The organism is Pantoea sp. B550, assembly GCF_024158165.1.
Taxonomy (GTDB): Bacteria; Pseudomonadota; Gammaproteobacteria; order Enterobacterales; family Enterobacteriaceae; genus Pantoea; species Pantoea alfalfae.
In genome coordinates, this window is record NZ_JAMYXI010000003.1 from 3,359,449 (window position 1) to 3,385,093 (window position 25,645).

Annotated in this window: 29 protein-coding genes, 2 tRNA genes and 1 pseudogene; 18 read left to right on the forward strand and 14 right to left on the reverse strand. The window is 51.1% G+C overall.

Going from position 1 to position 25,645, the window contains the following annotated elements:
- Window positions 1-26: 26 nt before the first annotated feature.
- Window positions 27-668 carry a DUF2057 family protein gene (locus tag NIM72_RS18655; protein WP_161736445.1) on the reverse strand — a complete coding sequence of 214 codons (642 nt, stop codon included), beginning with the start codon at window positions 666-668 and terminating at the stop codon, window positions 27-29.
- A gap of 176 nt (window positions 669-844) precedes the next feature.
- On the opposite strand from NIM72_RS18655, the gene NIM72_RS18660 reads away from it, so the two are divergent.
- Window positions 845-1,258, forward strand: a complete 414-nt coding sequence (locus tag NIM72_RS18660; RefSeq protein ID WP_150009839.1) for a CoA-binding protein — start codon at window positions 845-847, stop codon at window positions 1,256-1,258.
- Between the two features lie 35 nt (window positions 1,259-1,293).
- Here the strand turns inward: NIM72_RS18660 and hspQ are convergent, their stop codons facing one another.
- Both hspQ and rlmI read right to left on the reverse strand, forming a co-directional pair.
- Window positions 1,294-1,611 (reverse strand): heat shock protein HspQ, encoded by a 318-nt coding sequence (hspQ, locus tag NIM72_RS18665; RefSeq protein WP_161736444.1) that lies wholly within the window; start codon window positions 1,609-1,611, stop codon window positions 1,294-1,296.
- A 58-nt stretch (window positions 1,612-1,669) separates the two neighbouring features.
- Window positions 1,670-2,860: a 23S rRNA (cytosine(1962)-C(5))-methyltransferase RlmI gene (gene rlmI / locus NIM72_RS18670; RefSeq protein WP_253421499.1), complete on the reverse strand. Its 1,191-nt coding sequence runs from the start codon at window positions 2,858-2,860 to the stop codon at window positions 1,670-1,672.
- 85 nt (window positions 2,861-2,945) lie between these two features.
- Between rlmI and yccX the strand changes: the two genes are divergently transcribed.
- On the forward strand, window positions 2,946-3,224 hold the full coding sequence (yccX, locus tag NIM72_RS18675) for an acylphosphatase (RefSeq protein ID WP_161736442.1): 279 nt from the start codon (window positions 2,946-2,948) through the stop codon (window positions 3,222-3,224).
- Here the strand turns inward: yccX and tusE are convergent, their stop codons facing one another.
- Together tusE and yccA are read right to left on the reverse strand one after the other, a co-directional pair.
- Window positions 3,225-3,551: a sulfurtransferase TusE gene (gene tusE, locus NIM72_RS18680; protein ID WP_161736441.1), complete on the reverse strand. Its 327-nt coding sequence runs from the start codon at window positions 3,549-3,551 to the stop codon at window positions 3,225-3,227.
- 105 nt (window positions 3,552-3,656) lie between these two features.
- Window positions 3,657-4,310, reverse strand: a complete 654-nt coding sequence (yccA, locus tag NIM72_RS18685; protein WP_090962424.1) for an FtsH protease modulator YccA — start codon at window positions 4,308-4,310, stop codon at window positions 3,657-3,659.
- 220 nt (window positions 4,311-4,530) lie between these two features.
- Here yccA and NIM72_RS18690 point away from each other — a divergent pair.
- From NIM72_RS18690 to agp, 3 genes are all read left to right on the forward strand, one after another.
- Window positions 4,531-4,618: transfer RNA gene (locus tag NIM72_RS18690), tRNA-Ser, on the forward strand.
- 67 nt (window positions 4,619-4,685) lie between these two features.
- A tRNA-Ser gene (locus NIM72_RS18695) sits at window positions 4,686-4,773 on the forward strand.
- A 270-nt stretch (window positions 4,774-5,043) separates the two neighbouring features.
- On the forward strand, window positions 5,044-6,699 hold the full coding sequence (gene agp, locus NIM72_RS18700) for a bifunctional glucose-1-phosphatase/inositol phosphatase (protein WP_253421501.1): 1,656 nt from the start codon (window positions 5,044-5,046) through the stop codon (window positions 6,697-6,699).
- A 65-nt stretch (window positions 6,700-6,764) separates the two neighbouring features.
- On the opposite strand, the gene NIM72_RS18705 is transcribed toward agp, so the two are convergent.
- The 3 genes from NIM72_RS18705 to wrbA are packed head-to-tail and all read right to left on the reverse strand — an operon-like array spanning window position 6,765 to window position 9,065.
- Window positions 6,765-8,138, reverse strand: a complete 1,374-nt coding sequence (locus NIM72_RS18705; protein ID WP_253421503.1) for an NAD-dependent succinate-semialdehyde dehydrogenase — start codon at window positions 8,136-8,138, stop codon at window positions 6,765-6,767.
- Between the two features lie 55 nt (window positions 8,139-8,193).
- Window positions 8,194-8,424 (reverse strand): YccJ family protein, encoded by a 231-nt coding sequence (locus NIM72_RS18710; protein WP_003850006.1) that lies wholly within the window; start codon window positions 8,422-8,424, stop codon window positions 8,194-8,196.
- 20 nt (window positions 8,425-8,444) lie between these two features.
- Window positions 8,445-9,065 carry an NAD(P)H:quinone oxidoreductase gene (gene wrbA, locus NIM72_RS18715; RefSeq protein ID WP_253421505.1) on the reverse strand — a complete coding sequence of 207 codons (621 nt, stop codon included), beginning with the start codon at window positions 9,063-9,065 and terminating at the stop codon, window positions 8,445-8,447.
- Window positions 9,066-9,108: 43 nt separating this feature from the next.
- Here wrbA and NIM72_RS18720 point away from each other — a divergent pair, with 43 nt between their 5' ends.
- From NIM72_RS18720 to NIM72_RS18745, 6 genes are all read left to right on the forward strand, one after another.
- Window positions 9,109-10,821, forward strand: a complete 1,713-nt coding sequence (locus NIM72_RS18720; RefSeq protein ID WP_253421507.1) for a recombinase family protein — start codon at window positions 9,109-9,111, stop codon at window positions 10,819-10,821.
- A 127-nt stretch (window positions 10,822-10,948) separates the two neighbouring features.
- Window positions 10,949-11,185, forward strand: coding sequence for a hypothetical protein (locus NIM72_RS18725; RefSeq protein WP_253421509.1), 237 nt, complete (start codon window positions 10,949-10,951; stop codon window positions 11,183-11,185).
- A 789-nt stretch (window positions 11,186-11,974) separates the two neighbouring features.
- Window positions 11,975-13,294 (forward strand): hypothetical protein, encoded by a 1,320-nt coding sequence (locus tag NIM72_RS18730; protein WP_253421511.1) that lies wholly within the window; start codon window positions 11,975-11,977, stop codon window positions 13,292-13,294.
- A gap of 662 nt (window positions 13,295-13,956) precedes the next feature.
- Window positions 13,957-14,355 (forward strand): hypothetical protein, encoded by a 399-nt coding sequence (locus NIM72_RS18735; RefSeq protein WP_253421514.1) that lies wholly within the window; start codon window positions 13,957-13,959, stop codon window positions 14,353-14,355.
- Window positions 14,356-14,491: 136 nt separating this feature from the next.
- Complete coding sequence (locus NIM72_RS18740; RefSeq protein ID WP_253421518.1) at window positions 14,492-15,055, forward strand: recombinase family protein; 564 nt, start codon at window positions 14,492-14,494, stop codon at window positions 15,053-15,055.
- A 242-nt stretch (window positions 15,056-15,297) separates the two neighbouring features.
- On the forward strand, window positions 15,298-15,510 hold the full coding sequence (locus NIM72_RS18745) for a hypothetical protein (protein ID WP_253421521.1): 213 nt from the start codon (window positions 15,298-15,300) through the stop codon (window positions 15,508-15,510).
- An 8-nt stretch (window positions 15,511-15,518) separates the two neighbouring features.
- On the opposite strand, the gene NIM72_RS18750 is transcribed toward NIM72_RS18745, so the two are convergent.
- Window positions 15,519-15,899 carry a hypothetical protein gene (locus NIM72_RS18750; protein ID WP_253421524.1) on the reverse strand — a complete coding sequence of 127 codons (381 nt, stop codon included), beginning with the start codon at window positions 15,897-15,899 and terminating at the stop codon, window positions 15,519-15,521.
- Between the two features lie 453 nt (window positions 15,900-16,352).
- Here NIM72_RS18750 and NIM72_RS18755 point away from each other — a divergent pair, with 453 nt between their 5' ends.
- The 5 genes from NIM72_RS18755 (at window position 16,353) to NIM72_RS18775 (ending at window position 20,754) form a co-directional block, all read left to right on the forward strand.
- Window positions 16,353-16,646, forward strand: a complete 294-nt coding sequence (locus NIM72_RS18755; RefSeq protein ID WP_253421526.1) for a hypothetical protein — start codon at window positions 16,353-16,355, stop codon at window positions 16,644-16,646.
- Window positions 16,647-16,654: 8 nt separating this feature from the next.
- A complete protein-coding gene (locus NIM72_RS18760; protein WP_253421528.1) occupies window positions 16,655-17,503 on the forward strand; it encodes a hypothetical protein in 849 nt (282 codons plus the stop codon).
- 74 nt (window positions 17,504-17,577) lie between these two features.
- Window positions 17,578-19,821, forward strand: a complete 2,244-nt coding sequence (locus tag NIM72_RS18765; RefSeq protein ID WP_253421530.1) for a tape measure protein — start codon at window positions 17,578-17,580, stop codon at window positions 19,819-19,821.
- A 167-nt stretch (window positions 19,822-19,988) separates the two neighbouring features.
- The gene (locus NIM72_RS18770) at window positions 19,989-20,144 is read left to right on the forward strand and encodes a hypothetical protein (RefSeq protein WP_253421532.1); all 156 of its coding nucleotides are present in this window, start codon (window positions 19,989-19,991) and stop codon (window positions 20,142-20,144) included.
- Window positions 20,145-20,175: 31 nt separating this feature from the next.
- The gene (locus NIM72_RS18775; RefSeq protein WP_253421534.1) at window positions 20,176-20,754 is read left to right on the forward strand and encodes a GNAT family N-acetyltransferase; all 579 of its coding nucleotides are present in this window, start codon (window positions 20,176-20,178) and stop codon (window positions 20,752-20,754) included.
- Here NIM72_RS18775 and NIM72_RS18780 read toward each other — a convergent pair.
- Entirely contained in the window at window positions 20,751-20,942 is a 192-nt protein-coding gene (locus tag NIM72_RS18780; protein WP_253421536.1) for a hypothetical protein, read from the reverse strand. The two genes, NIM72_RS18775 and NIM72_RS18780, sit on opposite strands and share 4 nt — an antisense overlap.
- Before the next feature lie 386 nt (window positions 20,943-21,328).
- Here NIM72_RS18780 and NIM72_RS18785 point away from each other — a divergent pair, with 386 nt between their 5' ends.
- Together NIM72_RS18785 and NIM72_RS18790 are read left to right on the forward strand one after the other, a co-directional pair.
- Window positions 21,329-21,502, forward strand: coding sequence for a general stress protein (locus NIM72_RS18785; RefSeq protein WP_161736437.1), 174 nt, complete (start codon window positions 21,329-21,331; stop codon window positions 21,500-21,502).
- A 96-nt stretch (window positions 21,503-21,598) separates the two neighbouring features.
- Entirely contained in the window at window positions 21,599-22,513 is a 915-nt protein-coding gene (locus tag NIM72_RS18790; RefSeq protein WP_253421539.1) for a DMT family transporter, read from the forward strand.
- On the opposite strand, the pseudogene rutG reads toward NIM72_RS18790, so the two are convergent.
- The 4 genes and pseudogenes from rutG to rutC all read right to left on the reverse strand — a co-directional run bounded on the left by rutG (window position 22,514) and on the right by rutC (window position 25,628).
- Window positions 22,514-23,842 (reverse strand): annotated as a pseudogene (gene rutG, locus NIM72_RS18795) (pyrimidine utilization transport protein G).
- A gap of 49 nt (window positions 23,843-23,891) precedes the next feature.
- A complete protein-coding gene (gene rutF, locus NIM72_RS18800) occupies window positions 23,892-24,404 on the reverse strand; it encodes an NADH-dependent FMN reductase RutF (protein ID WP_253421542.1) in 513 nt (170 codons plus the stop codon).
- 19 nt (window positions 24,405-24,423) lie between these two features.
- Window positions 24,424-25,233 (reverse strand): pyrimidine utilization protein D, encoded by an 810-nt coding sequence (gene rutD / locus NIM72_RS18805; RefSeq protein ID WP_222924213.1) that lies wholly within the window; start codon window positions 25,231-25,233, stop codon window positions 24,424-24,426.
- On the reverse strand, window positions 25,233-25,628 hold the full coding sequence (gene rutC, locus NIM72_RS18810; RefSeq protein WP_161736432.1) for a pyrimidine utilization protein C: 396 nt from the start codon (window positions 25,626-25,628) through the stop codon (window positions 25,233-25,235). Before rutC ends, rutD begins: the two co-directional genes overlap by 1 nt.
- Between the last annotated feature and the right edge of the window lie 17 nt (window positions 25,629-25,645).

Consider the following 25,645-nt stretch of genomic DNA (forward strand, 5'->3'; position numbering starts at 1 on the left):
AGTGTACCTCTGGCCCTTCAACGCTATCAACTCGTACGTAACATTTTGACCAGGGTCAGTAATTGCTGACGCGTGGCTTCGTCGAAGCGGTGAAACCAGCGATGCAGCGAGGGCAGTTCGGCCTGCGTTGTCCAGTCCAGATCGGCGGTGAGGCGGGAAGAAGAGGGCGTAGCAGAAGCGGAATTTGCAAACCGGGGTACAGAGGCAATCTGATGGGTGCGATTGTAATTCAGCATCGCTTTTTCCATATCAGCTGTCGCGGTTGCTGGCAGGTGGTCACGCACGCTGGTTATCTCATTGCCTTTCTCATCCACCAACTGAAAATTCAGACTGCGGTCAAAATGATAACGCTCACGTTTTGTCTCCAGCGCCGGCAACCGGATAGTGATGGTTTTGGCCACGGCAGTAAAGGTAACGATCATCGGTGCAGACTGATAAGCGATCACACTCTCTTTCTGCCCTTCACGCTGCTGCTCTACCCGAAACAGAAACTGATGCTGACCGCTATCCAGCTCTAAGCTGTCTGCTCCTTTGAGGAACGAGCCTGAAATTTTTCGGCCATCCAGCACCAGCATATCGATTTGGGGATCGAGCTTTAATGTGATGGCAGAACAGGACGCCGAAACAAGGAGTGTAAGTAACCCCGTTAAGGCCAGCGACAGCTTCATTTCAACTCCGGTAAGTGGTGACGCAAAGGATGGCGTGTAGCAAATTCTTACATTATGGCAGCTAATTTACATTTGAACATATTTATTCGTGCGCAGGTTCAATTAATTTCGTCAGGGACTTAACTGTTAAAGCATGCGTCAAACTACACTCAACACTGACCTGAAAGGAGATAAAGATGAACGACCAGACAATTCGCGATGTGCTGACGCGTACCCAACGTATCGCCTTAGTAGGGGCAAGCGATCGTCCCGACCGTCCCAGTTATGGTGTGATGAAATATCTGCTCGATCAGGGCTATGACGTGATCCCGGTCAGCCCGAAACTGGCCGGTAAAACCCTGCTGGGGCAGCAGGCTTATGGCAGCCTGGCGGATGTACCGGGCGAGATTGATATGGTAGATGTCTTCCGCAATTCAGAAGCCGCATGGGGCGTAGCGCAGGAAGCCATTGCTGCAGGTGCAAAAACATTATGGCTGCAGCTGGGTGTGATTAATGAGCAGGCGGCGGTACTGGCACAGGATGCGGGTATGACGGTGATTATGGATCGCTGCCCGAAGATTGAAATTCCGCGTCTGGGGATAACGCGTTAAAAAATTAGCGTGGCGGCAGAGCGTGCCGCCACAGATTAATGCCGCAGATGAGGTGCCTGTAATTGCTGACGTACTGACGCCGCCAGCTCATCCATTGATGGCTGCTCAGGATGCTCAATGCTGGTTTCACCGGACAGCTGAATTTCGGCAACATAGGTATGAACCTGATCGCCTTCCTCATCTTCCATCACCACATGATACCAGGGTGCGGTGCGCATTTTCTCTTCCGCGCCAACATCTTCAATTTTAGGTGCATCTAACGAGTATTCAGGATCGACATCGACGATAACGCCCAGTACGCCGGACAGACGATGACGAACCTGCTGACCAATACCAAATTTACTGGCAATCATAGTGACCTCCGAAAAAAAGCTCTCTTTCCAATATGGGGGCAGGAGCTGATTTTTCAAGTCACATCACGCGGCAGGCGAAACCTTTCAGATAGAGACCTTCCGGATAGCTGGCGATGACCGGATGATCCGCTGCCTGCCGGAACTGCTCAATAAACTGCACTTCGCGACCAGCATCCAGTGCGGCATCGGCAATGATCTTCTGGAACAGATCGGTGGCCATCAGACCGGAACAGGAGAACGTCAGCAGCACGCCGTCTGGGTTAAGTAGCTGAATGGCGAGCATATTAATATCTTTATAGCCGCGGCAGGCACCCATTAACTGGCTTTTGTTTTCGACAAACTTTGGCGGATCCATGATGATCAGATCAAATTTTTCCCCGCTGTCACGATAACGGCGCAGCAATTTGAATACATCATCACGTTCAAAGTGCGCGCGGGAAAGATCCAGCTCATTCAGTTCAACGTTCTGACGGGCAACGTCCAGCGCTTCCTGTGAGGTATCCACGCTGATCACTTCTTTACAGCCGCCCATCAATGCAGAAACCGCGAAGCCGCCAGTATAAGAGAAGCAGTTAAGCACGCGGGCATCCTGCGCGTAACGACGCGTGGCAAGACGGCTGTCACGCTGATCAAGGTAATAGCCGGTTTTATGACCGCCCTGAATATCAACCAGCAGCTTCATGCCATGCTCGGTAATCGGCAGCAGAGGCGGGGGAAGTTCACCGGTGACGGTGCCCTGCGTCAGTTCCAGGCCCTCTTTCTTACGAACAGCGACGTCAGAGCGGTCATAGATGGCACAGCCAGGGAAGCACTGTTGCAGGGCAGTGATGATCGCCGCGCGCTGATATTCCGCGCCTGCTGAAAGCAGCTGAAGTACTAAAAAGTTGCCAAAGCGATCAATGGTAACGCCCGGTAAACCATCTGATTCACCGGCGATCAGGCGATAGCTATCCAGACCATCGCGGGCCGCCAGCCATTTGCGCCACTGCTGCGCCTGTTCAAAACGGCGGACAAAGAAGGCGATATCGATGGATTCATCGGCCTGCCAGCTCCAGACGCGGGCGCGGATCTGCGACTCGGGTGAATAAGCGGCACGCGCCAGCCATTTACCGTTGCTGTCACACACGTCAATGGTTTCACCCAGTTGCGCTTTACCTTCCAGACGTGCAACGGCCCCTGAAAAGACCCATGGATGGCGACGGAGCAGGGACTTTTCACGTCCCTTTGCGAGAATCAATCTGACTGTCATAGTTTGCTATGCTTACCTGAAAAAATGAGGCGCCATTGTCCGGTGGATAACGGGAAATTGCAACGAACAGCAGCAGGAGAGAATCATGTCAGCAGCCTGTTTTAAAGCATGGGTTCATGGCCGCGTCCAGGGCGTTGGGTTTCGCTACAGTACGCAGGCTGAAGCCAGAACCCTGGGCGTACTGGGGTACGCGCGAAATCTGGATGACGGCAGCGTCGAGGTGCTGGCCTGGGGCGAGGCGGATCAGGTTGAAGCGCTGATTGCCTGGATTAAAGCGGGCGGACCTCGCAGTGCGCGCGTGGATAAGGTGCTGGTGGAGCCACATCAGCCCGCAGAACCGCCCCGCGATTTCAAAACCGGTTAATTACAGACATTTCGCCGGTTTAGGCAGACCGGCGATTTTCGTCGCCTGTTTAGCGGGTCCTTCCGGGAAGAGGCGAAACAGGTAGCGGCTGTTGCCTTTCTCTTCCCCATACTTCTGCGCCATTGCCTTTACCAGCATTCGCACGGCGGGTGAGGTGTTAAATTCCAGATAAAACGCGCGCACAAAATGGACCACCTCCCAGTGCGCTTCAGTCATAGTAAGCCCTTCCTGTTCCGCGATGTGCGCCGCCAGCGCCTCACTCCAGTCGGCAGTATGCTTCAGATAGCCTTCGGCATCGACGGCGATTTCGTTACCGTTAAAATTCACGTGATGTCCTCTCTGTAAATGACGGCGCAGTTTAGCAAACCTGGCGGGCAGTAAAAGCAAAAACCCCGCCGAAGCGGGGTTTCAAAGGGTGACTGTCACTGCCGGTTAGTTGCTGCGGGCAAAACCCAGCAGGCTCAGCAGACTGACGAAGATGTTATAGAGCGAAACATAGAGGCTGACCGTCGCCCGGATGTAGTTGGTTTCGCCACCCTGGATGATGTTGCTGGTCTCCCACAAAATGGCACCAGCGGAGAACAGGATGAACAGGGCGCTGATAGCCAGATGCAACGCAGGCAGCTGCAGGAAGATATTCGCGACCACCGCCACCAGCAGCACCACAAAACCAGCCATCATCATGCCGCCCAGGAAAGACATATCACGACGGGTAGTCAGCACGTAGGCAGAACAGCAGAAGAACACCAGCGCCGTACCACCCAGTGCCAGCGCGATCACGTCGCCCATGCCTGCGGTCAGGAACGAACTCAGGATAGGACCCAGGCAATATCCCAGGAAGCCGGTGAAAGCAAACGCGGCCAGAATCCCCATCGGGCTGTTCGCCAGACGGTAGGTTAAAAACATCAGGCCATAGAAGCCGACCAGCATCAGGATCAGACCAGGCGCAGGCAGGGCCAGCAGGGTGCTGGCTGTCGCCGTCACCGCGGAAAAGGCCAGGGTCAGCCCCAGCAGAAAATAGGTATTGCGCAGAACTCTGTGCGTTGACAGCAGTGAAGACTGCGATGAGGTGACAATTCTTTCCATGTTGCGCTCCTTTAAGCAGAACACTAAATATGTGCCGAGAATACGCAGGCCATTAAAGAGGGAAAAGGCGTTTTACCCTTCTTTACGCGCTATTCTGCTAATTGTTTGAGCAGAGTGGCGATTTTCACAGCGAAAAATCACAATCTGGCTGTTTTTCAGGCGAATAGACAGATAGACGCTTTACATCGCTAAACGGGATGTTTATAGTGCGCGTCATTGCGGAGGGGTGGCCGAGCGGCTTAAGGCAGCGGTCTTGAAAACCGCCGATGGGAAACCATCCGAGAGTTCGAATCTCTCCTCCTCCGCCACTTTATCTGCCACGGGCAATAAAGCGGTAAAATCAATAAGTTTACCGAAGCAGTACAGTTTCAAAACGGAGGGGTGGCCGAGCGGCTTAAGGCAGCGGTCTTGAAAACCGCCGATGGGAAACCATCCGAGAGTTCGAATCTCTCCTCCTCCGCCACATTTTACAGGCCAGCACATAGTGCTGGCCTGTTTCGTTTCTGCCACTCCTGTTTCTTCCTCCAGTCTGAAAAATTACGCCTCTTCTGATGACGTGCGGCTGCACATTCATCTGCCCTATGCATCTCTGCTATAGTCCACTCACTGTTTTTGCAAACATCTGGCGCTTTTCTGAGGCGAGCTGAGTTACACTGTTAAATACATCGCTCTGAGGCGAGCTAATCGGTTGATAGCCTGAGTGTTTCTTTACTGAATGAATGGAATAGGCACAATGATCAAGAAACTGAGTCTTTGCGCATTGTCAGTGCTCGCTGCATTGCCGGTCGGAACGGCAGCATTTGCTGCTGATGGCGATATGCAGCTGCAACAGGTGCTGATGGTAAGCCGTCACAATCTGCGCGCGCCGCTGGCCGATAATGGCAGCGTGCTGGAGCAGTCGACCAAAAAGAGCTGGCCGCAGTGGGATGTTCCCGGCGGACAGCTGACCACGAAAGGTGGCGTGCTGGAAGTTTACATGGGTAACTACACCCGTCAGTGGCTGGCACAGCAGGGCCTGGTAAAGAACGGCAGCTGTCCTGACAGCAATAATGTCTTTGTTTACGCGAACAGCCTGCAGCGCACTGTCGCTACCGCGCAGTTCTTTGTCAATGGTGCCTTCCCAGGCTGTGACGTTGCCGTCACGCATCAGGATGAAATGGGTTCCATGGATCCTGTCTTCAATCCGGTCATCACCGATGACAGCGAAGCCTTCAATAAAAAAGCGTTAGCCGCCATGGCCGCCGCCAATGAAAAACTGCCGCTAAAACCCGCCTTCCAGCGTCTGGAAAAGATTGTCGACTACAAAAATTCGCCTGCCTGTAACAATAAAAAGCAGTGCGACCTCAGCAGTGGTCAGAACACCTTCAGCGCTGAAAATGGTAAAGAGCCTGGTGTCAGCGGTCCGCTGAAAGTGGGTAATTCGCTGATGGATGCTTTCACGCTGCAATATTATGAAGGCTTCCCGCTGGAGCAGGTTGCCTGGGGGCAGATCAAAACGCCTGAACAGTGGAAAGAGCTGTCAGCCATTAAAAATGGTTATCAGGATGCGCTATTCACCAGCCCGGATGTTTCCCGTGAAGTGGCTGCACCGCTGGTGGATTACATTCGCAGTCAGTTAGTGGATCAGGACAAAGCTAACGCGCCGAAAATTATGCTGATGGTCGGCCATGACTCGAACATCGCCTCGCTGCTGAGCGCGTTGCAGGTCAAGCCTTATGAACTGCCTGATACCTTCGAAAAAACGCCAATTGGCGGTCAGGTTGTTTTCGAACGCTGGCATGATGCGAAAAATGATAAAGACCTGCTCAAGGTGGAGTATGTCTATCAGACCGCCGATCAACTGCGCAACGCAGACGTGCTGAGCCTGAAGAACCCACCGAAGCGCGTGACGCTGCAGCTGGCGGGTTGTGAGACCGATGCAAACGGCTATTGCAGCTGGGATCAGTTCTCTCAGGTGCTGAATGCTGCGCTGCAGGGCACGCCAATGCAGCCAGCGGCGGCACCACAACCGGCAGCCCAGTCTGACGACGACAGTGCGAAAGCCGCAGCGACGAATGACGCTGCTGCTGATAAGGCTGAAGCGGATAAAGCGACCGCAGCCAAAGAGAAGGCTGACGCCGATAAAGCTGCCGCTGAGAAGTCTGAAGCGGATAAAGCCGCCGCTGAAAAAGCAAAAGCGGACAAGGCAGCAGCCGATAAAGCTGCGGCTGAAAAGGCAAAAGCTGACAAAGCAGCAGCAGAAAAAGCCGCTGCTGAGAAAGCGAAAGCTGACAATGCAGCAGAATCAGCCAGTGATAATAAAGCCACGACTGACAAAGCTGACGCCGCAAACGCGCCTGCAACCGCGAAAGATGACCATTCAACGTCAGCGGCTGTGGCCACACAGTAATTGCGCTTTACGGCCAATACGAAAAAACCCCGTCGAGACGGGGTTTTTTTATGGCTGCAGGACAATTATCCCGCTACGACAACCAGTTTCTGATTAGCAAACTCTTTAATGCCCAGATCAGAAAGCTCACGACCATAGCCTGAACGTTTCACACCACCAAACGGCAGCTCAGCAGAGGTATCGCTCTGGGAGTTGATAAACACCATACCGGTTTCAATGGCAGAAGCCAGTTTACGACCACGTGCAATGTCACGGGTCCAGACTGAGCCACCCAGACCGTAGTGCGAGTCATTTGCCAGCGCCACAGCTGCGTTATCATCACCCACAACGTAGATCTGCGCGACAGGACCAAAGAACTCCTCATAATAGGCGGGGTTGTCCGGGGTAATGCCAGTCAGAATGGTTGGCTGATAAAAGCAGCCCGTTCCTTCAACAGCTTTGCCGCCCGTCACCAGTTTTGCGCCACTCGCTACGGCTTCGTCTACCTGCTTCACCAGGCGGTCGCGCGCGTCAGCAGAAGAGAGTGGGCCAAGGGTGGTCTTCTCATCCAGTGGATCGCCCAGTGTGGCAGAACTCAGCGCGGCGCTGAACTGGCTGATAAATCGGTCGGCAATTTTCTCATGCAGAATGAAACGTTTTGCGGCGGTACAGACCTGGCCGCAGTTACTGAGACGCGCCTGCACGCCCTGACGGACGGCTTCATCAAGATCGGCGTCATCCAGCACCACAAACACGTCATTGCCGCCCAGTTCAAGCGTCGATTTCTTCAGATGCTTACCGGCCTGCTCAGCCACGGCACTGCCCGCGCGCTCGGAACCGGTCAGGGCAACACCCTGAACCCGATCATCAGCAATCAGATCGGCGACCTGATCTGTAGAGATAAACAGGTTAGTCCAGGAGCCTTCTGGCGCACCTGCTTCACGCACCAGCTTTTCAAAGACATCGGCACAATGCGGCACAATGTTAGCGTGTTTCGCCAGTACCGGATTACCCAGCGCCAGGTTAGGAGCGAGTACGCGCATCAGCTGATAGTAAGGAAAGTTCCACGGCTCGACAGCGACTAACACGCCAATCGGGTGATACTCAACCCAGGCTTCGCCCAGATCGCTGGGATAGGACTGCGGCTGCAGAATACGTTCCGCATTCTCTGCGTAGTAGCGGGCAATCTGCGAACAGATTTTCACTTCGCCACGGCTCTGACCAATCAGTTTCCCCATCTCTTTACTGGCGATGGTGGCCAGTTCTTCCGCGCGGCTATCAATCAGGTCAGCCAGTTTTTTCAGCACCTGCAGACGCGGCTGAATGTCACCTTTGCTCCATGAGGAGTGGAAAAGATGATCGGCCACATCCAGGGCATGGCTGACGGCGGCCTCATCATGTGACGGCCAGCTTTTCAGCAACTGGTTGTTCGCGGGATTAATGCTTTGATAGGAAGACATAGCGTACTCCTTGGTGAGGTAAAAAAATTGAGGGCGGGAAAGTCCCGCCCCTGAATCAGACGTTCTTACGTTCTACGGGCTTGTCATCCCAGGTCAGGAGATCTTTATCGGTTTTTTCAAAGGCACGAATCAGCACGTCATCGCTGCCTTGCTGACGCCAGATCTCTTCTGCCAGTCTCTCATCGTAATTCGCCACTTCGAAAATGGCCTCGGCAATTTCAGGGGAGGTATGACGCAGACTGGCCCATTCGCCAACGTGATGTGCTTTCGATTGTTCAGTAGACATACTTTTCTCCTTTGTTTAAATCAGTCCTGCAGTTTCACTGTCAGTCCGGCAACATGTTCACCCTGGAAACGGGCAATATTCAGTTCCGCTTCAGTCGGCTGACGCGAACCATCGCCGCCCGCCAGCGTGGTCGCACCATATGGCGTGCCACCGCGAACCTGTGAGATATCGAACAACTCTTTGGTGCCGTAGCCGATAGGCACAATGACCATGCCGTGATGCGCCAGTGTGGTCCAGACCGAGGTAATAGTCTGTTCCTGACCGCCGCCGGTACCGGTTGAGGTAAAGACGCTGGCAACCTTGCCAAACAGCGCGCCTGACGCCCAGAGACCGCCAGTGCGATCCCAGAACGTCCGCATCTGTCCGGACATGTTGCCAAAGCGGGTCGGAGTACCGACGATAATCGCGTCATACTGCGGCAGTACCTCAGGCGTCGCTTCTGCTGCCTGTTGATGGGTTTTGCCGCCCACCTGTGCAAAGCGATCGGCCTCCATCGTTTCAGGAACCCGAAGGATATCCACTTCCGCGCCGGGAACCCGACGAGCGCCTTCTGCAACAGCGTTCGCCATCGTTTCGATATGTCCGTACATCGAGTAGTAGAGCACCAGTATTCTTGTCTTAGCACGTTGTTCGTCTTGCATGTTAGTATCCCTCAGCAAAAGAAACTAAAGGAAAGCGTAGCACATGAAATTGCTTGTCTCTTATGTCAGGTGGAGTACCAAAGCCCAAGACTCTGGTGACAGTCTGCGTCGGCAGAACGATATGATTGATGCGTTTTACCATAAGCACAGCGACCAGTATTTCATGTCACCAACACATCGCTACATTGACAAAGGGAAGTCTGGGTTCCACCAGAAACACAAGGCTGACGGGGGTGAGTTCAAGCGTATGCTTGATAACGTTCTGTCTGAAAACATCCCTGCTGGCAGTCTCATTGTCATGGAAAATTTTGACCGTGCCTCACGTGCTGACATCGACAGCGCGATTGATGATATTAGGCAAATTCTTAGGCGGGACGTCGAAATTTTGACCTTATCGGACAATGAGAGATACGATAAATCGTCCCTTTCTGACCCAATAAGACTGATCAAACACATTCTGATTGCTGAGCGTGCACACCAGGAATCAGTAGTGAAACAAGAGCGAACTATAGCTGTCTGGAAAGCGAAGACTGCTAAGGCAATCGAAACAGGTTTACCAATGGGAAGGCAAACACCCGGTTGGATTGAACTAAGCCCCGACAGACAATCATTCGTCGTTAACGAGCCTAAAGCTGACATCGTCAGGCTGATCTTCAAAATGCGCTTAGCTGGTCACAGCATGTTTGCTATCTGTAAACATCTCAATGAAAACGGTATCGAGACCATCAATGACCGCAAGGCTCGTATATCAAAAACGTTCAAGCCTGGTGGCGGTGGTTGGTCTGCTGTTTCCGTTAAATGTCTCTTAACATCACGCAGCGTGCTTGGGTATCTTCCCGCAAAGATCAGCGCAGAAGACCGCAAGACAATCCTTCGTGATGAGATAGCTGATTACTATCCACGCATAATCGACGAGCAGACTTTTAATGCTGTTCAGATACTTCTTGAACAGGGAGGTAAGGGGCGGCTGGCAAAAGGTGATCACTGGCTATACGTGAATATCTTCAGAACTATGCTTCGCTGCAAATGTGGTCTGACTATGTCGCCTTCTGGTATCCGTAAACCTGTGTATCAGGGCACTTACCGTTGTAATGGTATGCACGAAGGGCGCTGTGAGTTCGGTTCAGTATCACGTAAAAAGCTGGATACAGAACTCTGCACAAGGTTGTTCAGTAAACTGTCACAGCTTTACGACAGCAACATTGACCAGAGCAAGATAATCGAGCTCCAACGTAAACTTCAAACGGTTGATAAAGAACTTCAGACGCTTACTGAGACGCTAATACAGCTACCGGCTATCACCCAGATACGAGATGCACTTGCTGAAAAGCAGAAGGAAAAGGAATCGCTCCAGGCTGAACTCAGGCGCGAAACGATGCGTATTCAGTCAGTGTCTGACCTCGACCTTTCAAAACTTGATCTGGAGAGTTCAGAGGGTAGGACAGAGGCGCATGTGATCATCAAAAAGATGGTGCGTGAAATCGTGATAGATGGTCGCATGAAGCTGGTGGATATACGTCTTCACAATGGAAACGTAATTCGAGGGTTTTCTCTGGAAGGTGAACGAGACCTTACTCTGAGCTTCGAGCAAGCCACAAATGATACCCCTGACCATGATTTCATTGCAGTGATGGGGCAGGACTTACCTAAAGTGCTCCCTGCTGAAGAGTTCGAGAACGGAAACCAGACCGATTGCGTTGACTGGCCTGAAGTCGAACCTGACTATCCAAACACAAAAGATTTAAACGCTCTTTAAGGCATTCTAAGCGGTTTGTGAGGCTGGTTTTAAAGTAAGTCAAAATGGGGCTTTTGGCTTCTATAGTCTAAATTTTTGTTTCAAGGCTTTTGATGTTAGTAACCCATAAATCTTAAGGAGTTATCGCATGAAGAAATACGCTATTGTTAGAGCAGGTGTCGAATATGGATATATCGAGGACAACCATGTATTCATCAAACGTTGGAATGAAGATTACGAGTTGAAAGGTGGCAGGTTTAAGACGCCTCACTTCGCTAAAGAGGGTAGAAGTCCCCAAAACTATGTAGTTGACCTGCCAAACAAAACAATGACGAGAGTTGAAGACGGGACAGTTTTTGATTTAATTGAAATCGAGCAAATCTGAGCACGGCTGGAACACTAACATTATCGAATATACCTAAGATAACGTAGCGGGGCTTTACAGCCCCTTGAATCATTCCTGTTCGTTCTCATGCAACCGCTTAACTGCTTCTTGCCATTTGTCGTGACATTCGTCGCACAGCCACCGTTCCATGTCTGGTTGAACATCACCACACTTTGCAGTGGTGATCCCACCGATCACTTTTCCACAGCCACCTTGTAAACGTAGCTCTGCTTTGCTGTAAGGGCTTAGATGTCCCATAAGTAACCACCTTGATTATTAGTTATGGAGATAGTTTCAGGTACAAATTAAAAAAAGTGATACTGTTTGACGGATTCTTGACACCATGTGATGATCATTCAATGGGGTTTCACCTTAACAGTTTACCTCTTAACAGTATTCTTTACAGATCACTGTAAAGACCGAGCGAACTGGTGAGCGTTAAGCAACGATAAGGCAAAGCCAGTTGCATTCTTAACAGTCAGACTTTACAGACCCTCTCACTTTCACACCTATTGTGACCCGTTTTAACCCCGCTCTTAACAGCATATCTACTATGTACTCAGAACACCCCACGGAAATCTACCAAAACTCCTCCGCAGCCCTTGCTACGACTGACTTTTCCCGACTTTTTCCAGTTACATAAAAACACCCTTTACAGATGCTCTTTCGCTATTCTTTGAATTTGTCTGCTCCACATATCAACAGGTTTGTCAACAATATTTATCTTGACAAATGTTACAGAAATGTTAATATACCTTATCAGCTAATTAATCTGGATCAGACCTATGAATGAAGCAACCAACTAAATCCAAGCGATGCGCCCACTGTAAAAAGGTTTTCAAAGCATCCCGCTCATCAGTTCGCTACTGTTCATCATCTTGCAGGGAAGCAGCAAAAAGAATAGAGTCAGCCCCAGCAAAAGAACGCCGTCAGAAGTCATTAAACCTCGCTAAACACCCCTTGTATGTCCTTCGTCAATCGAAATTCATAACCGACCTTCTACAGCAGATCGCCAGACATGGCTCTGTAGATTGCCTGTTAGATTTCCCGATTGAGTCTCTATACAGCTTATGGAAAGCACGAGGAAGACTGGCATTCAAAACAGGTACACAGGTTCACATCGCACACCTCGTACCATGCTCAAAGGGTGGGGCATACCATCCACTTAACCTGTCTCTGTTACCTGCAACGATTAACCAGAAGCAGGGCGCTCGGTTCAGATTCCCTAAAGGCATTGGCACACAGTGGACATCTCAGTCAGTACAGCCATTCACTGGTGACCCCGAACAGATCTGGACAGAACTGGTTAAAAAGCACCGAACCAAACTTACTCTGTTCGCTAAGCGTCACCCTAAGATCTCAGGTACAGAACGTGTCAGAACAGCTCAGCGCCTCCTGAAAGCACCAGAGACAGACATCCGTTACCTTTCAACAGTAATGTCTATGGCCCCTGAAAACCTTTCAGCCCTGTGTGACCGTCTGAGCATTGCAGAAGTACGCCAGTTAAACGGTACATCCACTGAAGACGAATCAGAAAAATGGCCTGCGGTCATGGTTAACATGTTCCATATCCAGCGCCTTAAGCAGTTCTACACAGACTCCGGTAAGCAGTGCACAGACCACTTTATCAAAGTCATCTCAGCATTCCCCTCCGACAAGCTCCCAATGGACATTGTCGAAATCGCCTGCTGTGCAAGACCAGTTGAAGCCCTGAACACTCTGCTTACACACATCATCGCCAACGAACACGAATTACCATTTACCTTCGAGGACATCTTAATGACCTTACACACTGACGAAAACCTGATGATCACCAGTGACCGTGATGGCAGTAATGAACACTCCCAGCACGTTGACCTTATCCACGAGAAGCAATTCCAGCGTGATGAAGACCTTCCAGCAGAAATGATCGCAATCCTTGACCGTATGGAATCAGAACTCTTTGCAAAAGCCGATAAGAATGCTCGTCTGGCACTGCTCAAAGCAAAGAAAACAGGCCAATCGCCAATCCATATTCTCGAACAAGCTGAACAGGCATTCTCAGGTAAACCATCACTGTTTACCCGCTCTATGTCTCGCCTCGTGGACATCCTTAACAACGCAAGTTAACTATGTATTCAAAACACCCCGCGAAAATTTGAAAATTCACCTGCAACTCTATGTATTAATTGAACTTTTCAGACTTTCATCGGTTACATAAAAATCCCCCCTGCACAAGGTATCCCACCCAATGTACACACTCACACCTACACAGGAAGCGTTGCACTTCCTTTCCCTTCTTGAATCTGGACAGACTCCCTCAGCCGCAGCTAAACAGGCTGGTCTGAACCCACATGAATCAATTCTGATCCGTAAACTCGCAGGTCTCCCCGTCAACAGCCCTAAGCAGAACATCCCTGAAAAGGTCGTTAATCTACGCGCTCAGGGACTCACCCATAAGCAGATCGCTCAACAACTCTCAATCTCCCAGAGCTACGTCAACCTGCTCCTCTGTAAGCATCGCAAAACACTCACCCGGTAACTATTAATGTCCCAGCAATTCCTTTTTCATATCCTGTACGACACTCTCCCTTGCAGTGTTCTGACCGTATTCCTCCTTAAAATCGTCAACGATCTGACCGGCAAAGACGACTGAAGAGACACTGTTCTGATGCGTATCAAGTTAACTTATTGATTTGTAATGGTTTATCTGAGTATTTTCTGATAGCTATCTGCTCAGTGTTTCTCGCTATTGTTACCCAGCTCCCCACCTTATTTGGAAAATCTGCATAATGTCCGAAAACATCCAACTTACACCCGCTGATGATTCAGCCACTGCACCAGCCTTGCTCCGTACCTGCATCAATCCAGCAGACATCGATCTGTTTCAGGCTGCTGTGTTCTATCGTGACCCGACACTGTTAGCACTCTTCAGCCTGAAGCCTGACGATGTTCAGCTAAAAGACCAGCTTGCTGTGATGGGTAAATTCACCGCTGATCGTAATGCTCAACGCAGACACGAACAATCAAAGGTCAACAAACAGCTTAAGGGTTTAACTGACCAGACAGCCTCAGCAGAAGTTACAACATCCACTAACACTGTGACCCAATCCCCACCAGCATCGGCTACACCAACCTTTCAACGTCACGCAGGGCTAACCAGTCAATTCGCCCCTCAAGCAGTCGCCTAACAAGTCTCAAAACCATCTCCTTTCAAGACAACTAAAAACCTGTCTCAAAAGACCCGAAAAAGAGTCTCAAAAGGTTGTTTTAGTCTTTTGATACCTGTATATTTATGAGACTAACTTTTGAGACAGGATCTATCACATGTCAGTAATCGGATATGCTCGTGTATCAACAAACGAACAGACCATTACAAACCAGCAACAGCAAATTTCTGAATCTGGTTATCAGGTAACAAAGTGGTTCAGTGATTCCGCTGTATCTGGTGGTGTTAAGGCGTCAGAGCGTCAGGGATTCAGTGACCTTCTGAAATATGTTCGAGAAGAGGACACTCTTATCTGTGTCGCAATTGATCGTCTTGGGCGTAACACAATCGACGTGCTGTCCACAGTTGAACTTCTACAGGCTAAGGGCGTTAAGGTTATCAGTCTTAGGGAAGGTTTCGACCTGTCTACCCCGGTTGGGAAAGCTATGCTGACCATGATGGCTGGACTCGCATCACTGGAGAAGGATTTGATCGCAGAGCGTCGGGCATCAGGCATCAAGCGTGCTCAGTCAGAAGGTATCCACTGTGGCAGACCAATCAAAGCAACTGGAGAGCAGGTTGAACAGTTGGTTAAGGCTGGAATGTCACCAAAAGATATCATGTCTCAACTGAACATAAGCAAGGCAACGTTTTACCGTCTCAAGCAACAGGTGACATCGTGACAGGTTAATCCACAGCGGGTCTGTAAAGGCCCACGCTGTTCAGAACCCTTCTCAGACGCTCTCACAGCGCATCTGTACAGATATTTCAGGGTCCCTCTGCAATAGAAAGGTAACGCTAAGCTCTCAGCCTCTAAGCACCCCGATTTACACTTCACAGATATTCCCTCAGACACTCCCAACACCTTCTGTTAACTCATCCCCCAATTTTTCAGAAGAAAAAAATTAAAAAAGGCCCACCAGCAATGTCTACCAAACTCTCCCAATCAGAAATTGATTACAACCGTCGCCTATCAAAAGAAGATCGTCAGCGTGAAATCCTAAGACAGCGTGCATTCCGGGATGTAAAAGCAACTGCTGACTACTTCCGCACACAACCAGTCGAGCCAGGTTATTTCTACCAGAACTCAGATGGTGACAGGGTAGGTATCAGCAGCCTGCCAATATCACTTTGCTAAAGGACTAATCAGCTTCTGTTTTTAACAACACAGCCCCAAGTAGCAAAATCTTGTATAGCATCTGTCAATTTGTCAGACATTGATGGCATTTGCTCACCCATCTTTTGCCCCATTAGATAACCGTAGTCGGAACATTTGTTGAGATCACCAATAGGTGCGTTTTCCGCAATAACACCCTTCAATTCATTTATCTGGTCACGTGTCATGCCTATCTCTTGTGCCATCACTCGCGCAGCCTTTTCTTGCAATTCTGCTGGCCCTTCACCGAAAGCATGTGCAGCGCCTGTGAACAAAATTGCTGACGCCAAAATAACCGTGATTTTTCTCACTGCTGTTTCCTTTTTGTAGGTTTCCACAGTTTTTGATATCGGCATTTTGCCACGATACATTAGCCATTTTTACGGGTGGCTGTGTTATTAAGATGTTTACAATATGTTACAATAGTGTTAATATTTAAGAGTGGTCAGTAGTTCTTCAAGTCACTCCCTGATGCTTCACCTATAGCGCGGTGTCTTCACCGCCTATCTCAAAACACTCCCAGCCAGATTCGCAAAGATGTCTTATCGGTCATCTCAACTAAATCCTGTCAGCTCCCGTTTCTCCAGCGGTATCGAGCACAGGTGCAAAACTGTTTTCCCGTACCTTTTGCGGGGGTGCGGCGACAAGCAGCTTTGCAAATCTGACTCAAACACATAAATCGTTAGCCTGATCATCGGGTTAGCGATAATTTTTTATCCAAACCTAATAGGTATCCCCGCAATGATCTCAGCCCTTTACGTATTAACTCTGAGTTTCCTCACAGTTGCTATATGGCACATCGACACGCTCTATGAGGTAAACCGATGAATACAAATATTGTCCAGTGGCGTGACCCGCAAGACCTTCAGAAAGGCTTTGTGATTGATCTTCAGAATGGTTCAGCAGCACAAGTTCTCAGTTGTGTTTATCAGAGGCCAATAGAACTCATCAGCGCCTTATCAGACTGCTTCTTACTCATGCGTTATTCACCTGTTGAAGCACAAGAAATGGCAGAGGCTCTTTACTCAGAAACCCGGTCAAAGATGGATAGTTTGCTGCAAGGCTTAATTTCAACACCCCATACTAAATTCCCCGCTAATGCTGCCGTGCAGCACTAAGGCTTTTAATGACAGATATTCAAAAATCACCAGAACTACTCGCAAAAGAAGCACAAGCTGCAGGTCTTGCTTCCGCTGCAAGAGCACTTTACGAACCTGCACCAGTTGACACCGTGACATATCGTGAACAATTTGATCCAGCTACAGGCCGATCAAAACTGATACCAGTGAAGCAGCTCGATACAGATTCAGCTTTAGCCGATAAGCTACAAAGTCTTGCAGAAGCCCAGAATCTGAGCATCGCCGCTAACGCGGAAACTGAAGAAGACGACCGTCAAAAAACCTTTGACCAGCTATTTCCGTCAGATCAGCGTCGTATGGTTGAAGAGTTCTGGACACCGATTATCACAAAACTGATTAAAGAACATCAGACCGCCTGTGACGATGTCGAACATTTTGAGTCATCAGAAAATGTCTTCCGTGCCAGACTCCAGGCAGAGTTTGCATTCCACCTAAGGCATCCTGAAATCAAAACATTACAGGTTGCTGGTGATTACCACTTCAATACACTTCTTGCAAATGGCTCACTTGATATTGAAGGCTACAAACTTGTTGAGAGGCGCTCTAACGGTGGTGGCATACAGTTGGTTAACGGAGCACTCGCTCCAGCACAGGGATCATTTACGCTTGTCTATGTCCCTGTTGGTGTCGCAAATGTGCTGAGCTATGCGCAATCACCTGAAGCTCTCGCAGCATCCAAGCATGAATATGATCACCAACTTGATCGCTTGATAACTAAGCGCAAAGCCGTTGCAGTGCAGCTTGATCAAGCGAAACAGAAAGCTCGTGACCAGCTCTCAACAATCATAAGTTTTGATCGGTTGATCTCTGACGCGGTTAAACGTGCGAAGAAGTAACCCTCACAATCAAGACCCTCTATAAAGCTCACGTATCACACGTGGGCTTTTTCTTTATCTAAGGCCCGCAAATAATGTCGAACCAAATCACAGTGGACAGTTTCGTTATCGAAATGTCCCTTCAGGAGACTGTCCTGAAAGGTCTTCAAAAACTCGAAAAGCAGATCATGCCAATTGCTACCCGAATGGAGAAAACGCTAAACAAGACGTTCTCCAAAGACTACAGCAAGGGTATGAGCAAGACGTTTTCAAATATCGAGAAACGCGCACAGACAGCGTCACGTAACATCAACCGTTCTCTGACAGATGCCTTTCGCATTGGCAATGCTGGTAATGGTCTTTTCCGTTCTTATGAACAGGAGGGAAGATCAGCATCAAGAAACGTTGCCCGTATGATGCATGACGCATATCGGACACAGCCTCGTGTGACCATTCCACCTTTAACAACAGCGCCCAGAAACAGACCACCAGCTAACATGCGTGACCGTATTAACACAGTCGCTGAACGTGCCCGCACAAGCTCTCTGTATGGACGCCTTCAGCTACGTGATGATGGGTCAGCCGAACGCTATAACTCACGTTTACAGCTTCTCCAGATGCAGCATACAGCGTCTGAGAACCTACGAGGATTCCAGTCAAATCTACGTCGTCTGAACTTTGAGTTTTCAAACCAGCTCAGAGTAGCTTCACAGGCCCGTGCTTCACAGCGTCTTGCAGCGATGGAATCAAGCAACCTCGGATCAGCGTTTGGCGGTATCTCATCAGCAGCAATTCCCCTTGTCGGTGCTCTGATGTCTGTACAGAAAGCTGTTCAGTTCTTCCGGGACAGCATTGAAGAGGGTGCGAAGCGTCAGCAGGCTGCGACTATGGCAACGGTTGCCTATGGTTCGAAGCAGGAAGCTCTACGCATGACAATCAAAGCTGATGAAGTCGCTAATCAATATGGTCTTGATACCGCCACAGTCCGCCAGCAAATGGCCCAAATGAGAATGACGATGCCTAAAGCATTCGATAACGACAAACTTGCTAAGTTCTTCGGTGATGAGAGTGTTTTTGCTCATACAACAGGGATGAACAATGATGCTGTTTACCGTTTGAATTATGCTATCCAGCAAATTGCAGCCTCTCCAAAACTAAACGGGCAAGACTGGCTTCAGGTTGTGAACGCTTCTCCAGCATTAGTGTCCAGACTGGCTGACACACTCGGTGTAAAAGACTCTGCTGATGTGAAAGCGAAGCTCAAAACCATGAAGGGATCAGATATCGCTGAACTAATGATGAAGGCGATGCAACCAACTCCCGAACAAGTGAAGATGGCCCAGCACAATATCCTTGCTGCTCGTGGTCGCATGTACAACGCTGAAAAATATGCGATGGATAAAAATTTCCGTGGTTTCAGCTCACACCTTTCAACTCTGTATGACTCCCTTGCCAGTTCACTGAACAACTCTGGTGGACTGTTCGAGCGTGGCGGTCAGGCTATCGGCTGGTTCATCGACCGTCTGAACGATATCACCAAAACGCTCGATAACATCGGGATGAACGTGGACGGATACCTGACCCTGTTTGAAGAGAAGTGGGACAAGTTCTATAGCACTCTGTCACCATCGACACAGAAAGCCCTCGACACTGTTAAAGATCAGTTCAGTACCTTCTTTGACTGGCTCCTGGTGACCGCTACGGCTGCACTTGGTCTCGGTGGTCTGAAACTTGGTGGGCGTCTGCTCGGTGTGGGTCGTGCTGCTGGTGGCACTGCTGAGGCTGCTGCTGAAGGTGGCGCAACTTCTGTGATGGGTAGTACAGCAGGTAAAGCATTTGGTATCGCTGCCGCTGCATACATTGGAGTTGAACTCGGTGAACTGATCTTTGATAAGTGGGTTCCAGAGTTCCAGAAATTCGCTCAGAAAGAGTGGGGATGGGGCGGTAAAGATGGTACTGAGACCACACACGGAGGCAACACACTTAAAGATAGCCCTGTTGACTGGCTGTTCACGAAAGTTGGTAGCCTGTGGGATGGACTCGGAAAGGGTGGTCTTAAAGATCCCGCTCTCGCTGGTTACAACCCATACGCACAGCAGAGTCAGGCTGCACTGTTATCCCAGAAGCCTATCCAGTTTGCACCTCTACGCATTGAAGTAGTCTCGAATGGTCAGCTTAACGTTGCTCTCCCAGATGGTACGATCCAGCGTGTGGCTCTGGACACAATCAACCAACAGCACGAACTCCAGATGATGTCTGCAACTGGCCTTGCTGGTAGCTGGCAGAGTCCTGGTAACAATGCTGGATGGAACCCTTCACTACTGAAGAGAACTAACTAACATTGTCGTATCTAAAGGCCGCAACTTATCGTTTAAAGGTAACGTAAGTTAGCGGCTACAATTAATGCTTCAATACGGTAACCGATTGACGACTTCGTCAGTAATAGAATACTATTACGTCAAGCGTAGTAGATATAGATTCCCATAACCGAAACGAGGAGGTACATGTGGCGATTACAAGTAGTACGTTTGGCCGTACTATCCTGACGGGTAAAGATGCCGATCAGATGCTCAAACAAATGAGCAACTCCAAACCTAACGAGAACGCTAAGCGCTCGTTGCAGGAAGCTCGCGCTTTACGCTCCAAAATGGCTAAACGCTGATAATTAAAATTTAGGGCAGGTTGTTAGCAACATGGATGATGCAGTGCAGCCTGACCTTCATATAATCCCTCTCAATCAATTCCACAATCATAAACGCTTTAAAAGTGGCGGGGAACAATTCCAGCCCTTGAAGACTTTTCTTCAGCAAGACGCCCTCCTGTTTCAAGATGGTTGCATCGCACAAACCTATGTAGTCATAGATGACAACCAGCGTGTAAACAAAGAAGATGAATCGAATTCATTTCCTTATAAAATACTGGGTTACATCACATTGACCTGTAGTCAGGTTACCTTGAGTGACTATGACTTAGGTGACTGTGCACGTGCAGAAAGATATGAATATCTCCCGGCTGTTAAAATCGCTCGTTTAGCTGTTGATGCAAGAATCCAGAAGCTGGGCATTGGCGCTATGCTTTTCGGTCATGCATTGTCCATGTCAATGGATGACATCCGTCCCTTGGTTGGTTGCAGATTTTTGATAACCGACGCCAAAAGAGACGCTATAGATTTCTATCACAAGCAAGGTATGGAACTGCTTGACACACAAGAAAACCAAGAGGCTGAACATCCTATTATGTTCATTGACCTCTTTACTCTGCTTTCAGATTAAAGCTCACTATCCGATACGCTGAAACTGCAATGACCTGAAAAGCCAACGTTGATAACAACTCTGTGCCCGTGACTTTCATACACGCAGATCAGATCGTTATTGTCATCGTGGTACTTCTCCTTAAGCTGTGCAGCCTCTGCACGATTGCTCAAACCCACCAGCAGTAAACCAGCCAATAAAATTTTCATCCTATGAATCTCTAAAATAGATGATATTTATCATCTGCTTACCTTGTGTCGCGCTTAGCTAAATAAGAGCACCAGAATCCTGGCCATAGGTCTCTCCAGATGGTTTTGACGTCCAGAAAAGTATAGAAGAGCTTTCGCTTTACGCAGGCGATGCTTACTCCGCAGTGGATGAGTCGGGCAAGAAATCTGCAGCTAATCGGTTATATGTCGGCAGAATGTTCGTTCTTTAATCAAATTGCTGATGATTACTCTGTTGCTAAATGTGACTGTCGCGGGAGTTAAAGAAGAATCTGGCTATTATTTAACCATGAGTTGAATTCGGCTTCGGGCCGTCAGCTCTCTGCTATTTCATTCTTATTTATCGCACTATGCGACAGGAGCAAATCATGGCAACACATCGTGGAGGTTCAGGGAATTTTGCTGAGAACCGTGAACGTGCCGCAGAAGCGGGACGTAAAGGAGGCAAAAACAGCGGTGGGAATTTCAAAAACGATCCGCAGCGCGCCGCGCGTGCCGGTGAGAAGGGCGGGCGCAGCAGTCCTAAAAAAACGGACGCATAATCCCACTCTGCCGCCGGTTAAGGCCGGCGGTTAACGTCGTTGCTTTTCCCCCTCGCTCTCCCCACAATATCGTCCGGACACATCATCAGGTGAATTATGTCGGACACATCCCGCAGTTTAACCCTGCGCCTGACGCGGCAGGAGCTGGTATTACTTTTTATCACCATGATCTGGGGCGGCACCTTTCTGGTGGTGCATCGGGCGATGCAGCACTCCGGCCCGTTCTTCTTTGTCGGCCTTCGTTTTGCCACCGCCGCACTGCTGCTGGCGCTCTTTTTTCGCCGCTATCTGGCCGACATGACCTGGCTGGAAGTGAAAGCGGGCGCACTGATTGGTCTGTCTATCGCCGGAGGTTATGGTCTTCAGACCTGGGGCATGCAGACTATCTCCAGCAGTCAGTCCGCCTTTCTTACTGCGCTTTATGTTCCGGTGGTGCCATTGCTGCAGTGGCTGTTTTTACGCCGTCCGCCGGGGTTAATGTCGTGGCTGGGGATTGTGCTGGCCTTTGCCGGCTTGTTGCTGGTGGCCGGGCCGCAGGATGGCCGTATCAGCCTGAATGCAGGTGAAATCGCGACGCTGCTCAGCACCCTGGCGATTGCCGCCGAAATTATCTTAATCAGCCGCTATGCCGGTCAGGTTGATGTACGCCGCGTGACGCTAATCCAGCTGGCGGTGGCGTCGCTGTGTGCCTTTGCTTTGATGATCCCCAATGGCGAAACAGTGCCCGCAATTTCAACGCCGCTGCTGCTCAGCGCGCTGGGGCTGGGCGCGGCCAGCGCCCTGATTCAGGTCACCATGAACTGGGCGCAGCGCAGCGTTTCGCCAACCCGCGCCACGGTAATCTATGCCGGGGAACCGGTCTGGGCGGGCGTGGTAGGGCGAATTGCCGGTGAGCGACTGCCTGCGCTGGCGTTGCTGGGTGGGGCGCTGATCGTCTGCGGGGTTATCGTCAGTGAACTGCGGCTGAAACGGAAAAAAGCGGTGCAGCCTGCTGCGACACCGCTGGAGTAGTTAACCCTGCTGTCGCACCAGCGGTTTATCCTGCTGTGTCGCACTGCGTCGGCGCAGAATGGCATTGAGGATAATCGCGCCAAAGGTAGCAGTGCCGATCCCGCCAAGCGTGAAAGAGCCAATTTTCAGCGCGAAATCCCCTGCGCCAAGCACCAGCGTAGTGGCGACCATAATCAGGTTGCTGTTCTGACCTAAATCGACATGGTTCTGCACCCAGATGCGTGCGCCCGCCACCGCAATCAGCCCGAACACCACAATGGATGCACCGCCAATCACCGGGGCCGGAATGGTGTGGATCAGCGCACCAAACTTCGGTGAGAAACCGGCGAGGATGGCGATAATAGCTGCGGCGACAAACGCCAGCGTGGAGTAGACCTTAGTTACGGCCATCACCCCGATGTTCTCAGCATAGGTGGTTACGCCACTGCCGCCCATCGAGCCGGAAAGCATCGTAGCCAGTCCATCGCCCACAAAGGCTCGTCCCATGTAAGGGTCGAGGTTACGGCCGGTCATCCCCGCCACGGCTTTCAGATGTCCCAGGTTTTCCGCCACCAGAATGATCGCGACCGGGGCGATCAGCACCATCGCCTGCAGATCAAAGGTCGGTGCGGTGGTATGTGGCAGGCCAAACCAGGCTGCCTATGACAGCAGCTTAAAATCGACCGGCTTGCCCAGCCCCAGAACGTTAGTCAGCAGCGCATAGATCGCCCAGGCCAGAATCAGTCCGACCAGAATCAGCAGACGCTGTACCATCCCGCGGGTAAACACTGCGACCAGACCGATACAGAGCACGGTCATCACCGCAACCCAGCTGTCGAATGAAGAGGCGGAGACGCTATGCACCGCGATGGGAGCCAGATTCAGCCCGATTGCCATCACCACCGCGCCGGTCACCACTGGCGGCATCAGATTTTCAATCCAGCGCGTGCCTGACTTCATGACCACCAGCCCAATCAGTGTGTAGAGCAGGCCGCAGGCGATCACGCCGCCCAGCGCCACGCTGAGGTTGGGATTCAGTCCCTGACCGCTGAAGCCGGTCACCGCAATCACCACGCCAACAAAGGCAGCGCTCGACCCGAGATAGCTGGGCACGCGACCACCGGTTATAAAGAAGAACAGCAGGGTGCCAATACCCGAGACCAGAATCGCCAGATTGGGATCCAGCCCCATCAGCAGCGGCATCAGCACCGTTGCGCCAAACATCGCTACCGCATGCTGCAAACCCAGCACCAGCGTCTGCCCCAGCGGCAGTGTTTCATCCGGGGCGATAATACCGTTTTCGGTCAGTGCCGACTTCTTTTGCCATTGCGGAAACCAGGATCGTGCCATCGTTTACTCCAGAGCGTGATGAATGCCGGTAAGGTTCAGGGAAGAGTTATCAGGCTTCCTGCCGCATCAGGGGATGATAGCCCCGGTCAAACCACATGAGGCCATGGGTATCATCATTTCGCACTATGCCCACGACTTCGCAGAACAGCGTGTCATGTGTACCGACGCTGACAATCTGCGTAATGCGACAGTCAAAGGAGGCAACTGCGCCGCTCAGTACCGGCGAGCCGGTCACGGCCGTCGACCACTCAGCGGCAATAAAACGGTCAGCCATCGGCGTTTTTCCGCCGAACAGACTGGAGAGCGCTTCGTGTCCCGCCGCCAGCGTATTGACGCAGAGCTGCATGTTTTCGTGGAACACCGGATATACCGAGGCTGAGCGGTTCAGGCAGACCAGCAGCGTTGGCGGCGAATCGGTGACGCTGCACACCGCTGAGGCGGTAAAGCCTGCGCGTCCGGCCGGGCCTTCCGTCGTGATGATGTTGACCGCAGCGCCGAGCCGCGACATCGCATGACGAAACTCAGTTTTCTCAACTGCGGGGGTAAGGGTATCCAGGCTCATAGTGTTCTCCGCGAAAGGGTTATCCTGCGACGCGCTGCAGCGGCTGCACGTCATCAGTCTGATCCAGCCACTGCAGCAGCAGGGCATTAAATTTTTCGGGGTCGGTAACGCTCATGGCGTGGCCGCCCCAGGCCATCATCTGTTCAGTCGCGTTCGGCAGCGCCTCGGCCAGTTCGGTTGAACAGCTCCACGGCACCAGCAGATCGTCCTGGCTGGCAATTACCAGCATCGGTTGCGGAATGGCGGCAGCCCGGGCGCTGAAGTCGGCGCTCATCAGGGCATGCAGCCGTCGCATCAGATTTTCCATCCCCTGAAAATGCGTGACGTGATGGCTGTCTTCCTGCTCCAGACGCGTCTGATGCCCGGCCATCCACTCAGCAGGATAGAGAAACAACGGCTGAGCGCGGACGAAAGCCTCGACGCCGACATTGAGCAGCAGATCCTGCCGCACCTGGAAGCAGCGGCGGGTATGCGGATGCAGCGTCAACCAGCCGTTGATCACCACGATCCGTTCGATCCGATCCGGATAATCCAGCGCCAGCTGCATTCCCACCAGACCGCCCAGCGCGTGTCCAATCAGGCTGAATCGCAGGATGCCATGCTGCGCCAGCGCGTCGGCCAGCTCCGCCGCCATCATCGTCATGCTGTAGCCTTCCGGTAAGCTGTCCGCGCTGCGACCGGTGCCGCGCTGGTCATAGAGCACGACCCGATAGCGTGCTGTCAGCGCCGCCAGTTGCGGCTGCCAGAAACCCGCCACGCCGCCCAGACCGGAAGAGAGCACCAGCGTCGGTGCTTCGGGATTTTGCAGGCCCAGAATATCCAGCTGCATCAGACCTCCGGCTTGCCGATGTGCGCCACGCTGGCGATCTCAATCAGCGCGTCAGGCTTGACCAGCCCACACTGAATGCAGAAACGGGCAGGCTTATCACCGGGGAAGTATTCGGCGTAAACCTGATTTACCGCGGCATAATTCGACCAGTCGGTGATAAAGATCGAGTTAAATGTCACATCGGCCATGTTGCCACCAGCGGTCTCAATCACCTTTTTAATGGTTTCCAGCACGTGACGGGTCTGCGCGGCAGCATCACCCACATGGACCACGTTGTTGTCACCATCAAATGGCAGCGTGCCGGAAACATAGATCACGCCGTCCGCCAGCGTGCCAGGGACAAACGGGGCGATGGGTGTGGTGGTGCCTGGTGGCACAATAATACTTTTCGGCATAGCGACGTCCTCTTAGT

Excerpts from the sequence above, each read along its gene's own strand:
- NIM72_RS18655 (WP_161736445.1), bottom strand. The coding sequence starts at position 668 with ATGAAGCTGTCGCTGGCCTTAACGGGGTTACTTACACTCCTTGTTTCG.
- NIM72_RS18660 (WP_150009839.1), top strand. The coding sequence starts at position 845 with ATGAACGACCAGACAATTCGCGATGTGCTGACGCGTACCCAACGTATC.
- hspQ (WP_161736444.1), bottom strand. The coding sequence starts at position 1,611 with ATGATTGCCAGTAAATTTGGTATTGGTCAGCAGGTTCGTCATCGTCTG.
- rlmI (WP_253421499.1), bottom strand. The coding sequence starts at position 2,860 with ATGACAGTCAGATTGATTCTCGCAAAGGGACGTGAAAAGTCCCTGCTC.
- yccX (WP_161736442.1), top strand. The coding sequence starts at position 2,946 with ATGTCAGCAGCCTGTTTTAAAGCATGGGTTCATGGCCGCGTCCAGGGC.
- yccA (WP_090962424.1), bottom strand. The coding sequence starts at position 4,310 with ATGGAAAGAATTGTCACCTCATCGCAGTCTTCACTGCTGTCAACGCAC.
- agp (WP_253421501.1), top strand. The coding sequence starts at position 5,044 with ATGATCAAGAAACTGAGTCTTTGCGCATTGTCAGTGCTCGCTGCATTG.
- NIM72_RS18705 (WP_253421503.1), bottom strand. The coding sequence starts at position 8,138 with ATGTCTTCCTATCAAAGCATTAATCCCGCGAACAACCAGTTGCTGAAA.
- NIM72_RS18710 (WP_003850006.1), bottom strand. The coding sequence starts at position 8,424 with ATGTCTACTGAACAATCGAAAGCACATCACGTTGGCGAATGGGCCAGT.
- wrbA (WP_253421505.1), bottom strand. The coding sequence starts at position 9,065 with ATGCAAGACGAACAACGTGCTAAGACAAGAATACTGGTGCTCTACTAC.
- NIM72_RS18720 (WP_253421507.1), top strand. The coding sequence starts at position 9,109 with ATGAAATTGCTTGTCTCTTATGTCAGGTGGAGTACCAAAGCCCAAGAC.
- NIM72_RS18725 (WP_253421509.1), top strand. The coding sequence starts at position 10,949 with ATGAAGAAATACGCTATTGTTAGAGCAGGTGTCGAATATGGATATATC.
- NIM72_RS18730 (WP_253421511.1), top strand. The coding sequence starts at position 11,975 with ATGAAGCAACCAACTAAATCCAAGCGATGCGCCCACTGTAAAAAGGTT.
- NIM72_RS18735 (WP_253421514.1), top strand. The coding sequence starts at position 13,957 with ATGTCCGAAAACATCCAACTTACACCCGCTGATGATTCAGCCACTGCA.
- NIM72_RS18740 (WP_253421518.1), top strand. The coding sequence starts at position 14,492 with ATGTCAGTAATCGGATATGCTCGTGTATCAACAAACGAACAGACCATT.
- NIM72_RS18745 (WP_253421521.1), top strand. The coding sequence starts at position 15,298 with ATGTCTACCAAACTCTCCCAATCAGAAATTGATTACAACCGTCGCCTA.
- NIM72_RS18750 (WP_253421524.1), bottom strand. The coding sequence starts at position 15,899 with ATGTATCGTGGCAAAATGCCGATATCAAAAACTGTGGAAACCTACAAA.
- NIM72_RS18755 (WP_253421526.1), top strand. The coding sequence starts at position 16,353 with ATGAATACAAATATTGTCCAGTGGCGTGACCCGCAAGACCTTCAGAAA.
- NIM72_RS18760 (WP_253421528.1), top strand. The coding sequence starts at position 16,655 with ATGACAGATATTCAAAAATCACCAGAACTACTCGCAAAAGAAGCACAA.
- NIM72_RS18765 (WP_253421530.1), top strand. The coding sequence starts at position 17,578 with ATGTCGAACCAAATCACAGTGGACAGTTTCGTTATCGAAATGTCCCTT.
- NIM72_RS18775 (WP_253421534.1), top strand. The coding sequence starts at position 20,176 with ATGGATGATGCAGTGCAGCCTGACCTTCATATAATCCCTCTCAATCAA.
- NIM72_RS18780 (WP_253421536.1), bottom strand. The coding sequence starts at position 20,942 with ATGAAAATTTTATTGGCTGGTTTACTGCTGGTGGGTTTGAGCAATCGT.
- NIM72_RS18785 (WP_161736437.1), top strand. The coding sequence starts at position 21,329 with ATGGCAACACATCGTGGAGGTTCAGGGAATTTTGCTGAGAACCGTGAA.
- NIM72_RS18790 (WP_253421539.1), top strand. The coding sequence starts at position 21,599 with ATGTCGGACACATCCCGCAGTTTAACCCTGCGCCTGACGCGGCAGGAG.
- rutF (WP_253421542.1), bottom strand. The coding sequence starts at position 24,404 with ATGAGCCTGGATACCCTTACCCCCGCAGTTGAGAAAACTGAGTTTCGT.
- rutD (WP_222924213.1), bottom strand. The coding sequence starts at position 25,233 with ATGCAGCTGGATATTCTGGGCCTGCAAAATCCCGAAGCACCGACGCTG.
- rutC (WP_161736432.1), bottom strand. The coding sequence starts at position 25,628 with ATGCCGAAAAGTATTATTGTGCCACCAGGCACCACCACACCCATCGCC.